General features: G+C 53.1%; 8 protein-coding genes. 6 read left to right on the top strand and 2 right to left on the bottom strand.

Going from position 1 to position 12,554, the window contains the following annotated elements; translation table 11 throughout:
* The first annotated feature begins 86 nt into the window (after positions 1-86).
* The 6 genes from JH25_RS23160 (at position 87) to JH25_RS23180 (ending at position 7,891) form a co-directional block, all read left to right on the top strand.
* Entirely contained in the window at positions 87-1,562 is a 1,476-nt protein-coding gene (locus tag JH25_RS23160) for an aldehyde dehydrogenase family protein (protein ID WP_032876663.1), read from the top strand.
* Between the two features lie 514 nt (positions 1,563-2,076).
* Entirely contained in the window at positions 2,077-2,664 is a 588-nt protein-coding gene (locus tag JH25_RS23165; RefSeq protein ID WP_032876660.1) for a fimbrial protein, read from the top strand.
* Between the two features lie 57 nt (positions 2,665-2,721).
* Positions 2,722-3,441 (top strand): fimbrial biogenesis chaperone, encoded by a 720-nt coding sequence (locus JH25_RS23170; RefSeq protein WP_032876658.1) that lies wholly within the window; start codon positions 2,722-2,724, stop codon positions 3,439-3,441.
* Between the two features lie 99 nt (positions 3,442-3,540).
* Positions 3,541-6,009 (top strand): fimbria/pilus outer membrane usher protein, encoded by a 2,469-nt coding sequence (locus JH25_RS23175; RefSeq protein ID WP_081883275.1) that lies wholly within the window; start codon positions 3,541-3,543, stop codon positions 6,007-6,009.
* 111 nt (positions 6,010-6,120) lie between these two features.
* Positions 6,121-7,113 carry a fimbrial protein gene (locus JH25_RS27810; protein WP_164699492.1) on the top strand — a complete coding sequence of 331 codons (993 nt, stop codon included), beginning with the start codon at positions 6,121-6,123 and terminating at the stop codon, positions 7,111-7,113.
* A gap of 148 nt (positions 7,114-7,261) precedes the next feature.
* Complete coding sequence (locus JH25_RS23180) at positions 7,262-7,891, top strand: response regulator transcription factor (protein ID WP_005787308.1); 630 nt, start codon at positions 7,262-7,264, stop codon at positions 7,889-7,891.
* A gap of 11 nt (positions 7,892-7,902) precedes the next feature.
* Here JH25_RS23180 and JH25_RS0126795 read toward each other — a convergent pair whose 3' ends face one another.
* Entirely contained in the window at positions 7,903-11,535 is a 3,633-nt protein-coding gene (locus JH25_RS0126795; protein ID WP_081883273.1) for a transporter substrate-binding domain-containing protein, read from the bottom strand.
* Between the two features lie 108 nt (positions 11,536-11,643).
* Positions 11,644-12,492, bottom strand: coding sequence for an EAL domain-containing protein (locus JH25_RS0126790; protein WP_050549306.1), 849 nt, complete (start codon positions 12,490-12,492; stop codon positions 11,644-11,646).
* Positions 12,493-12,554: the final 62 nt, after the last annotated feature.

The following is a 12,554-nucleotide window of genomic DNA, read 5'->3' as shown; positions in this document are numbered from 1 at the left end:
GCAGCACCTGATTGGACGAAAAATAAAGTAATTGCAATTTTATATCAGGGTTCATCCAGATTTCACCTTTAAATATGAGGTTCTCCATGCACATCCATTTTGATACGTCTTATGGTCCACTGATCAACGGGGTGTTTGAAACTGACGATAAGTCGCGCTCGTTTGCCGCGGTCGATCCCGCCACGGGCAGGCACTTGGCCTATATCCGCTATTGCGATGCCACGGACGTCGACCGCGCCGTCAATGCGGCGCATGCAGCGTTTCCAGCCTGGCGTGCCCTGGGCCAGCAGATGCGCGCACGTCTGGTAAATCTGCTGGCGGACGAGATAGAAGAGCACAGTGAGCGCCTGGCCATGATCGATGCCCATGACGTGGGTCGTTGCATCAGCGAAGTGCGCAAGGACTATCTTACCGCCGTTCGGCACTATCGCTATTTCGCCTCAGTGATCATGGCTCATGAAGACACTGGTCGGGAAATCGACGGTGGTTACGCCATCGCCAAACGTGAACCCTTGGGCGCGTGCGGGCAGATCATTCCCTGGAACGCGCCGGCGATTATGGCTGCGTTCAAGCTCGCTCCGGCATTGGTAGCCGGCAATACCGTTGTCCTGAAGCCCGATGAAAACGCTTCTTTATCGACGCTTGAATTAGGCAAGCTGATTAACAAAATCTTTCCTGCCGGTGTGGTGAATATGGTCACCGGGTTGGGGGAGGTCGTCGGTGCGGCGTTGAGTGAGCATCCTCTGGTCAGGAAGCTTTCATTTACTGGCAGTACGCAAGTTGGTCGCACTGTGGCCGGTGTGGCCGCCCGGCGTCTGGTGCCCGCGACACTCGAACTGGGGGGCAAGAGCGCCAATATTGTGTTCCCCGATATCGACGACATTGATGCGGTGGTCGATAACGCCACCTTCGCAGCTATTCATAATAACGGACAGTCATGCCTGGCCGGCACCCGCTTGTTTGTGCATGCCGCGATTTTTGAAGTGTTCAAGCAAAAACTGATTGCCGCGTTCAATCGTGTGAAAGTGGGTTCTCCGCTGTCCGAAGAGTCGCGGGTCAGTTGTTTGGTCAACGCACAACAAGGTGAGCGTGTGTTGAGTTACATCACTATGGGCTTGGAGGAGGGCGCCGAGCTGCTTGCGGGTGGCGGTCGCGCAGTAGTACCAGGTAGTGAGCACGGCTACTTCATCCAGCCAACCTTGTTACTTGCGCGTAATGACATGAGCATCTGCCAAGAAGAGATTTTTGGCCCGGTACTGTCGCTGATCGTGTGGGATGATTATGAAACGATGATTGCCCAGGCCAATGACACCGAATATGGCTTGGCGTCCGGGATTTATACCAGCAACCTGCAGCACGCTATGGAAACCGCAGCGCGGTTGGAGGCAGGATCGGTGTGGATCAATCGCTATTCGAACATTACCGATGGCACCGCCTTCGGCGGCTATAAAAATAGTGGTATTGGTCGAGAGTTTTGTCGGGAAACCTTGAATGCCTATACGCAAATCAAAACTGTGACGTTACAAGCAAGGGTGCCAAACGTATGGTTTGCCGAAAAGTAAAAATAGGTGATTCATTTGTATCGTGAATTTTTTCGCGCTCAGCAGTGATTGAAGCCCGTCGGGCGCTTTAGATTCTATAGATAATATGCAAGATTAAAATGCAGGACTTTAAGTTGGCGTTGCCTCACTGAGGCGCGCCAATTTTTTTCGGCTCGGGTGCGCTTGAGTATTTTGTCCGCTGTTAATGTGACTCACTTTGTAGTTGAATGTGAACCATCTGAAGAAATTCAATGGACCCCTCTCGGTCTGTGCCCAGTTTTTCTTTATCAGCATCCCCTCCTAATCGACTACTCCATATCTTGTATCCTTTCATTCATTACCTCCGCCTGGGGTAGATGTCGGCTGATAAAAATTATTTACGTTGTGTAGGATTAGTCCTACAGCATATGAAGATATATCTTTGCCTTGTATAGATCCCTGCGGTTGGCTGCTTATGTGAGATGAGTAGAATTCAGGAACTCTTAAACAGAGTGAGCTTATCTACTTGTTGTTGCCAACCTAGAGGTACACAATCGTGTCTATTCCATTAAAACTAATTCTCGCGTCGTCCATCGTTGGGCTTTTCGCTACATCTGCTATGGCTGCTGACGGTAGTATCAATTTTACCGGTGAAGTGACTGCTGCCTCTTGCGGTATCAGTGCCGGTGCCGGCACCGGTGTCACAGGTGTCACCCAGAAAGTTATTGATGTAAAAATGGGTAAGGTTAGTATCGACTCGTTGAAAAATAGCCAGGCCGGAATCGTTGCCGGTGCGGCGATCAATATCAATCTTGATTGCGGTAATACTGCTGCTGGCTTGAAGACGGTTAGGGTGAAGTTTGATCCAAATTCGGGCAGCGGCGTAGATATTAAGAATAACAATTTGCTGAAAACTACTGGCACTGCTACTGGCGTGGGGATCGGGCTGTATGACGCCAGCAATAATCTGATCAATTTGGCAGGTAACGGTTCATTTGACGCCCCCTTGATTCCAGCTGGTGCTGATCCAGATATTAAGTACTCGGCTAACTTGAACTTGCGTGCTTCTTACGTCGCCAACGGTGATGTTGTCGTACCGGGTACGGCCAATGGCAACCTGCCGTTTACGCTGACCTACGAGTAAGTCATTTGTTGGGGAGGCACGTAAGTGCTTCTCCAACTTCTGCACAGGCCAAATAGAATGAAACTGCTATCAAAATATTTTCTGACGGGATTTGTGTTGCTGTTCAGTGGTGTTTCAAGTGCGGGTATTACATTGGGTGGTACACGTATTGTTTATCAGGAGAAGCTTAAAGAAACTTCAATCATGGTCAAAAATGATGGTGATAAAGACATCATGGTTCAGTCATGGATAGAGCCAGCGACCAATGTTTCCGAACAAGATGTACCTTTCGCTTTGACCCCAGCACTTAGTCGTCTCGGGGCCAATAAGCAACAAAGTTTGCGCATTTTTTATGCGGGCAAAGGCTTGCCAGCGAATAAAGAGTCTGTGTTTTGGCTAAACGTACAAGAAATACCGCAAAAATCAGAATCGGATAATACGTTACAGATCGCCATTCGCCAACGTATCAAGATTTTCTATCGTCCTACAGGCCTTATAGGTTCGGAGGAGGAGGCCGCCAAGCAACTGAAGTGGCAGCTGATTCGTGAGTCCGGAAAGGCATGGCTTGTCGCAAGTAATTCTTCGCCCTTTTATATCTCATTTGGAGAGGTTTATTTAAAACAGTCAGGCAAGCGTTACACGGTTCAAGCAGAAATGATTGGCCCTGGCGCAACGTTAAAGTTCCTCGTTGGTTCGGGAGACTCATTGGCCTCCAAAGAGCGGTTTGGCGTTGAGTACAAAGCGATTAACGATTATGGCGCACCAATAGCTTATGTGGGTGAAGGGGCTGCTGGTTAATCTTTCAGGTTTTTCTGGTCGGTTGCCGTTTAAGAGCAAACGTTGATAGTTGTGAGGCATAATCTTATGTGGGTGTTTCGATCGGGGAGTCGGCGTACGATGACACTGCTCGGAAGTCTTGGGTCGACGGGTTTTTTTGCCCTCGGCGCCTCGGTTCCTTCGGTTGCGTCTGCGGTCGAGTTCAATAGTGCATTTCTGAATAAACAGGGTGCGCCGGTTGAGTTGAAGTATTTCGAGCAGGGAAGTTCGATTGCCCCTGGTGACTACAATGTCGATATCTATCTAAACCAACAATTGATACTGCGCCAGCGTATTGAGTTTGCTACCAATGGTAAAGACAACGAGGTCAAGCCGCTTATACCTCTCTCGGTGCTCAAAGCAGTGGGCGTCAACGTGGTTCGCCTGGAGCAGGAAAAGCTGATTGCCGCGAAGGCAGATGATAAAGCATTGATTGACGTAGAGTCGCTTGCGCCTGGTGCGGGTGTGGAGTTCGACGTCACGGCATTGGCTTTGCAGATCAGCATGCCTCAAGCGTATATCCAGCGCCAGGCTCGTGGGTATGTTGATCCGTCATTATGGGATGACGGTATTACTGCGTTCTACTCAAATTACCAGACCAATTTCAGCCGCAATATCAACCAAGGCTACAATAGCGATTACCGCTATGTCGGTCTGCGCAACGGCTTTAATATTGGCGCATGGCGCCTGCGCAATGAGTCGTCGATTTCAGGCTCTACGGGCGTACGTGACAAATTCACCAGCAACCGCACTTATGTAGAGCGCGACATTCGCAGCCTTAAAGGGAAGCTCGCGGCGGGGGAGTTGTACAGCCAGGGTGAAATCTTTGACAGCGTGAGATTCAAAGGCGCGCAGCTATCCTCGGAATTGGGCATGTTGACCGATGATGAGGTGGGCTTTGCTCCGGTGGTGCGAGGTATTGCGGAAACGAATGCGACGGTTGAAATCAGCCAGAACAACTACGTCATCTACTCGGCCACTGTCCCTGCGGGCGCTTTCGAGATCAGCGATATCTACCCCAGTGGGTCCAACGGTGACCTGAGCATCAAGATCATTGAGGCTGACGGGCGCGAGCGCCAATACTCCCAGGCCTATTCTTATCTCCCTGTCATGACCCGTCGTGGAAACACGCGCTACAGTCTGGCGGCTGGTGAGTATTCCAATGAAGGTCAAGCGGCGCCTAAGTTCACCCAGGGTACCTTGGTGTACGGGGTGACGGACAATTTCACCGGCTACGGTGGCCTGATAGCGGCCCAGGCGTATAAGGCGTTGAACCTGGGGGGCGGGGTTAACTCCCCGTGGGGTGGATTATCCTTTGACGTCACCAATAGCAGTTCGCAAGAGCGTTCCGGGCGTAAAAACGTCGGCCAGAGTGCGCGATTCCTTTATTCCAAGACGCTTAGCCAGACCGATACCACCTTTACGATGGTCGGTTATCGCTACTCCACTGAGTCCTATCGCACCTTCAGTCAACATGTTGAAGAACAAGAGCAGGTCGCTACACCTTATTATGGCCGACAGAAAAGTCGCTTTGATGTAAACGTCAACCAATCTTTGGACGGTCGTGGCTCATTGTTTTTGAGCCTCGGCGAAACCAGTTACTGGAACAGGCAAGGCAGTACCCGACGCTGGCAGTTCGGCTACAACGGCAATTATTCAGATATCAGCTACAGCTTTGCGGTATCCCGTACAGAAGGGCAGGCCGGGAGCCAAGGTGCCGATAATCAGATGACGGCATCGTTCAGCATTCCGTTTGGCGACACTCGCCGCTCGCAGCGTCTGTACACAAGCGTTACCACCTCAAACCAGGGTGAGTCTGCGATTCAGACAGGGCTGTCCGGTAACTTGAATGATGAAAATACTCTTAATTATTCAGCGCAAGGCAGCCATAGTAAAACCAGTGGCAGCTCTGCCAGTTTCGGTGTCAACTGGGATACGCCGACTGCCAAAGTCAGTGGTAACTATGGGCAGGGTCGGGATAACAAGCATTTGGATGTCGGCGCATCAGGTTCGGTTGTCGTTCACAGCGGTGGTGTCACGTTGGGGCAGCCCGTGGGTGAAACATTTGCCTTGGTCGAAATACCTGATACCAAAGGTATCGGTATTGATTCATCCACTGCGGTAAGAACCGATAGCAAGGGATATGCAGTTGTGCCTTATGCGCAGCCCTACCGTTATAACTGGATTAATTTGGATACCAGTACAATGGGCAGCAGTATCGAAGTGGCGGAAAGTTCAAGGAAAGTAGTGCCGACTCGCGGCGCAGTTGTTAAAACTCACTTTGAGGTCGAGTCAGGGCGTAGGCTTCAATTTAACTTGACGGACAGCAAGGGTGCGCATTTACCATTTGGCGCCCGGGCATATGACGTTGATGGAAAGGTTCTTGGATTAGTGGATAATGCTTCGAAATTGCTTGTTTTTGGCTTGAAGGATGTGGGTGAATTTAAAGTCAAGTGGGGTGATTTGGCGTGTGAGGTTAAATATGACCTGCCACCAGTTAATAAGGATCTAATGTACGAGCAGTACAATGGTGTGTGTTTGTCTCGGTGAGCGAAAGTGGCTTGACGTTCTTTTATACGTGGCGCTTGTGTTTCAGGTGGGCTGTAGTTAAGGAGGATGGTGTAATTTTACGTGGCAATTCATTATGTTGAGGATCAATGAGTGAGGTTTTTCAAAGCTATTATTTTATTGCTGGCTGCTTATACCCCGCTTGTCGTAGCTGCTGGGTGTGTTCAACAGACTGGATTCAGCCTGACCCCATCGCTCCCACCAATAGCCAATAATACCGGAGGCATGTTGTCGAAGTCATGGCACACTGCAGATCTTCAAGTTAGTTGCAGTGGCTGGGGCGGTTCTTATTCGATGAGCAATGAGATAACGCCAGCGGGAAACGATTCCGGCAAGACACAGTTGTTCGAGGGCGTATCTTACAGGCTATACACGACGAGCGAGCGTGATGTTTTTTATTTTGGCGGTGTGGCAGGGCCAGACGGAATCCTTCGCCCGTTTGGTACATCATATTCCCACTTTCTATTCCCCGCGGTAGGTATCGAGTTCAAGTTCCCCGCTACTGTAAAAGTCAGGTTTTACTCCACGTTAAAATCCATGACTCCCGGTGTATACACAATTAATGGCGCTGGGTTAGTCAAAGGTAAGATTACAAGTGCTGGGCCTACTGGATTCGTTGCCGAATCAGGCATGAACCTGTCGGCCTTCTCATTTCTTGTGAATGGTCCTACATGCACATTGGCAATTCCTGCTGAACTAAAGTTGAAATCAGTAAATCTCTCGGAAATTTCTACGCCAGGGGATAGCAATGAGGCTGCCAACTTTCAACTGGGGTTAAATTGTGCCGGTAGCACGCCAGCTTATCAGGTCAGTTATTCGATGAGCGATGTTAACGATTCAGCCAACCATTCCTCGACGCTCACATTAGCTGATGCGGCGAAAAAGGCCTCGGGTGTCTCATTACAGGTGGTCGATGGCATGACACCAGTTAACTTCGGTTCTACGTCGAAACGCCTGTTCGGGAGTATGCCAAATGGCGGCGGCATGATAAGCAAATCCATGAGCGTTCGCTATATACGAACCTCGACCATGGCGCGCCCTGGTTCAGTGAGGGCAGGTGTGACAGTTACGTTGTCCTACAAATAATGCTTGTTCTTGGGTGTGCTTTATTTTATTCCCTAAATAGTTCAAGTTGAGCCAGCAGGCTTTCTTTGCGTTTGTGCGTATAATCCTTTGTTTTGCTCTGCATGCAAGGCATTATCTATGAATATATTACCTCAGGAATAACCAGACCATGGGCAACATAGTCATCGTCGACGACCACCCCCTGATGCGCATGGCTGTGCGCGTGATGCTCGAGCAAGAAGGCCACTCGATTGTCGCCGAAGTCGACAACGGCGTGGACGCGGTGGAAATTATCCGAAAATTGCTTCCAGATCTGATCGTTCTTGACCTGAGTATTCCGAAAATGGATGGCCTCTCCGTCATCGCGCACTTGAAGGCTATCGGCATTTCCACCCGTGTGTTGATCCTCACCTCTGGTGACACTCGCAACTTCGCCATGCGCTCGTTACAAGCCGGTGCGGCAGGTTTTGTCTGCAAAGATGACAATCTGGACGAACTGATAGGCGCAGTGAAGGCGGTGCTGTCGGGTTACAGCTATTTCCCGGCCAACACCATCCACCAGTTACGCGACAATACCCAGGCCGCCAGCGAGGAAAGCCAGCTGATTGCGCAACTGTCCGATCGTGAGATCACCGTGTTGAAACTGCTGGCACGCGGCATGGGCAACCAGGCCATCGCCGATGAGTTGATGATCAACCACAAGACGGTGAGCACCTATAAAATCCGTCTGCAACGCAAGCTGAGTGTGGAAAACCTGATTGCCCTGGGCGAGTTGGCCAAGCGCAATGGCTTGGCGTAGTCGCTCACAGCCTAGGGCTCGAGCATGTTTTGAATGCGCCGTAACTCCTTCTTCACCTGCCTGACCTGCGCCGGTACGTCCTCGGCGCCGGTTCGGCAGCCATGCTCCAGTTCTTTGCACAGCCCAAGCAGATAGTCATTGCGCATCAATGCCGCGCTGCCCCTCAAACGGTGTGCCAGCTCCGCAATGCCTGCGAGATCCCGTGTCTCACTGAAGTCACGCAACTGCTCGATATCCTGTTGATTGCTGCGCATCAATTCAGCTTGCAGTTGTTGAATGATTGCCGGGTTGCCGCCGGTAATCGGCTGGAGCAGATTCATGTCGAATTCAGGCCGATGCAGCGTCGGTCTGGTGCCTTTATAGGCCGGCTTATCCGCAGGCTCCAGTGATGCCAGGCGCTGTTCAAGGATGGCCAGGCTGATGGGTTTGATCAGACAGTCGCCCATACCCGCATTAAGACAGCGGTCCATTTCTTCCTGCTGGGCGTCGGCTGTCAGTCCCAAAATCGTCAATGCACCGCCGTTACGTTGCTGTTCTTCCTTGCGGATCGCCAGTGTCAGTGCTACTCCGTCCATGACCGGCATGTGGTAATCCGTGATAAGCCAGTCCACCGGGAAGGCACGCCACGCCTCCAACGCCTCCAGCCCATTGCCGGCTTCAATCACGTTGCAGCCCAGGTACTCCAGCTGTGCGCGCAACATTTGACGGTTCAAGGTATTGTCGTCTGCGATCAGCACTCGCATCGACCAGCTTGGAGTGGTCTCGCAAAACGCGGGCATTGGCAGTTCTTCTTCAGGCAGCGGTTCCAGAAGCTTGAGCTTGAGGGTTACGTTGACCGTTGTGCCTTGCCCCAGCGTGCTGGTGAGCTCCAGGCGGCCACCCATCATCTCGCACAGCGACCGCGACACCACCAGCCCGAGGCCGCTGCCGCCATGGACCGAGAGGTCCGACTGAGTCACTTGCGCAAAGGGGCGAAACAGCGTTTGCCGGTCTGCCTCACTGATGCCCATGCCCGTGTCCTGCACTTGCAGATGCATGCTGAGCGTACGCCCTTCCACCACATGGCAAACTAAACGGATCACGATACGGCCGCGCTCGGTAAACTTGATCGCATTACTCACCAGGTTGGACAGTACCTGCTTGAAGCGCAGCGGGTCGATGGAGACATCAAGCGTGGTGCCGGCGTCGATCTCGAGAATCAGGTCCAGTTTCTTCTTTCGCGCCAGCCCTTCGAACACTCGCGCCACCATCTCCACCAGGTTCTTGAGGTTGGCCCGGCGTGGCGAGAAGCTCAAGTGCCCGGATTCGATACGTACGATGTCCAGCGTATTGCCCAACAGCTCCAGCAGGTTCTTGGCGGCCGTGTAGGCCACGTCGATGTTCACTCGATCCAGTACGCCGTGATCGGCGCGTTTGAGCGCCAACTCCAACGTGCCGATTACCGCGCTCATGGGGGTGCGGATTTCGTGGCTCATGGTCGCAAGAAATTGGGTTTTGGCGCGGCTGGCCTCGTCAGCCTGGGTTTTGGCCTGCTGCAGTTGTTCGATCAGGTGATGATGTTGCGAGACGTCTTGCCAGCCGCAGATCACCCCGGCGATCGTGCCATTAGAATCACGAAAGGGCTGAATCCAATGCTCGATGAAGTGGGATTGTCCCTCGATGGTGATCTGCAGTTGCTGTTCGATGGCATTGCCATCCTCCATGGCTTGCAGGTAACTCTGGTGGAGCGAGGGCGCCAGTTCGATATCGCCATGGTTCGTTTGTAAAGCAGTTTTACCCAGCACCTGGGATTGGCACAGTTTCATGACGTGTTCATAGCTGCGGCTGCATGACAGCAGGCGTCCTTCGCGGTCGCGTACATACACGGGAACGGGCATGGCATGGTTCAAGGTTTGCAAAAACTCCAGCTGATCATTCAGGGCTTTTTCAGCTGCGACCCGGCGCCGGATCTGACGGCGCAGTTGCACGATTCGGATGATCGAAATCAGCAGCACCAGCAATGCGCAGCAGATGATCTGCAGGATGACCAGTTTGTAGTCGCGCCAGTTCTGGCCACTCATGGCCGCATTGGCGCGCCAGCGAATGGTGATTGCATTAAGCTCGTCAGGTGGGATGCTCAGCAGGGCTTTATCCATGATCGACTGCAGCTCGGTTTCGCCACGGCGCATGGCGAAGTTGGCGGTGGCCGCCTGGCCGTCGACGACACCGGCCACGCGCAGTTCTTTTTCATAGAGGCGCGCGGTGTAGTAGCGAGCCATGGACAGGGTCATCAACACTGCGTCGGCGTCGCCATTGACCACCATGCGCATGGCCTCAAGGTTGTTTGTTGGGGTGATCAACTGCACCGTGGGAAAGCCTTTGCGAATGCTGTCGATCATCACATGCCCCTGGACTATGGCCAGGCGCTTGCCGGTCAAAGCATTGAGACTCGAACGCTCTCGGCCCGATTCAGCCGTCGACGCGACCAGCGCAAACGAACTGGTTGCGAATGGATGGCTGAAACGGAAATGGTTCAGCCGCTCCGGGCTGGCCGTCAACACGGCTAAATCAGTATCGCCGTCGCGTAAAGCGTCCTGAATGCCTTCAAAGCTGGAGGCACGTTGAATCTTGAACTTGAGCCCGGTGCGTTGGGTGATGATCTCGAACAAATCGGATATCACACCGTTGAAGCGGCCCTTGGCGTCAAAAAACGCCGAGGGTGCCATGTCATCGTTAATCATGAAGCGCGCCACTGGGTGCTGGGCCAGCCAGCGTTTTTCCTGGGCGTTCAGATGCACATTATCGTCCGGCATTACCGTGCCGCCGCCGGTCCAGCGCTTGATCAGGTAGCTCATGCGCAGTTGGCCGAATGTGGTCAGCGAGGCATTTAGAATGCGCAGCAGGCGTTGATCTTCCTGCTTGAGCAGAAACCCATAGCCACCTGAGTCGATTTTCACAAACTGGATAAATTTGAGATAGCTGAAAAAGCTATGGTTGACCAGGTAGTGGGTGGTTACCGAGTCGCCCAGAAACACGTCGACGTTCTGGAACGCGACGGCGGCCAAGGCTTGCGCGGTGGTGCCGTAGGTAAAAAACTGTGCATGAGGATAGCGGTCGGTCAGTAGCGCGTATGGCAGGTAGTCCTTGGAGACTGCTACGGTTAGCCCATTGAGATCTGAGGGAATCGCAATGTCGCTGTCCTGGCGTTGATAGAGTACGGGGGCATTGACGCTGTACGGCAGCGTCACCACCGTGTCAGAAGAGTCGCGATCATAGTCGCTGGACCGGCTGATCAAGTCGATTTCGCCGGCTCGCAAGGCGGCCATCGCTTGCCCTCGGTCAGCAAACCCGACGACTTTGATATCCAGGCCCAGTTGCTGCTTGAGCATTGTCGCCACGTCAGCGCTGATGCCCTCGTAATCACCGTTGCCGTAGACCATGTCGAAGGGCAGGGTGAACGGTGCGACCACGCCCAGGGTCAGGACACGCCGTTGGCGCAACCAGGCCCAGTCTGCTTCCGGTAATTGCAGCTTTTGTGGTTCCTGACTCACTTGGCTAAGCAAGTGCAGGGGCTGTTGCGGCATGGGTATCGTTGCGGCAGCGCCGTACGATACAGCTGGCAGCAGTACGGTGAAGAAAGCCACGAAGGCTTTGAGCGTGGACATGAAAACGTATACCTGACTGCAAAATGCCAAGTACGCCGCGCTGGTCGGCTCAAGGTCGACCACGGACGTGGCGGGTGGGGGGGGAAGTTAGAGCGATGTGAATGGGGGTCAGACTGACGTCAGCACCACCTGCGAGCCCGCAATGTATTCGAGGATGTACGGCAGCAGCGCGGTATCCGCCATCGGAGGGGCGATGGCATATCCCTGCACAATGGATACGCCCAGGGCTTTGAGCCGCTTGAGCTGGGCCGGGGTCTCGACACCCTCGATCACCAGTGACACACCCAGGCTGGCTGCCAGGCTGACGGTATGGGCGACAATGGCGGTGCAGGCCGAGTGCGTGTCGAGTTTGTGTACGAAACCGGCGTCGAGTTTTAGCTCGGTGAAAGGCACATCACACAAGCGCTCCAGTGACGAGAAACCGGTGCCAAAGTCATCCATGGACAAGCCGCAACCCAACACTTTGAGTTGCAACAGGTTGTTCATGGCGACACTGCACGGATTGAGCGTGCCGGTTTCGGTGATCTCGAAGATGATGCTTTGCGCAGGGCACTCATGTGCACGCAGCAGCACTTTAATCGCGTTGCTCAGTATGGGATTGCTGAGCTGGGAAGGCTGCAGGTTGAACGACATCGTCAACGGCAGGTTAAGACTGGCCAGTTTTTGGCGCAGGATCAGCCCTTGCTCGAAGAGGCGCAGGAACAGCTCATCCATCAGATCATGGCGTTCCAGGGCTTGTAGAAAATAACCGGGCGTCAACAGGCCGTTATGAGGGTGCCGCCAGCGGGCGAGAACTTCCAAGCCGCTAATCGTACCCGTTTTCAACGAAAGCTGAGGTTGGTAAAAACCCACAAACGCGTGATCCGCCAACCCTTGTTGCAGATCCTGGACGTCGGGCTCTTGAACCTTCGGGGCGGCTGGAATCTGACTTAAGCTGAGTGCGGCTGAGGTTTTCATGTAATGCCCTGCAAGGGATGACCATGAGTCAATTTTGCGGGATATGCGTAACCATAAACGTC

This window comes from Pseudomonas sp. BRG-100 (genome assembly GCF_000737955.1).
In the GTDB taxonomy this organism is placed as follows: domain Bacteria; phylum Pseudomonadota; class Gammaproteobacteria; order Pseudomonadales; family Pseudomonadaceae; genus Aquipseudomonas; species Aquipseudomonas synxantha_A.
This window is presented reverse-complemented; position numbering and strand designations above follow the sequence as displayed.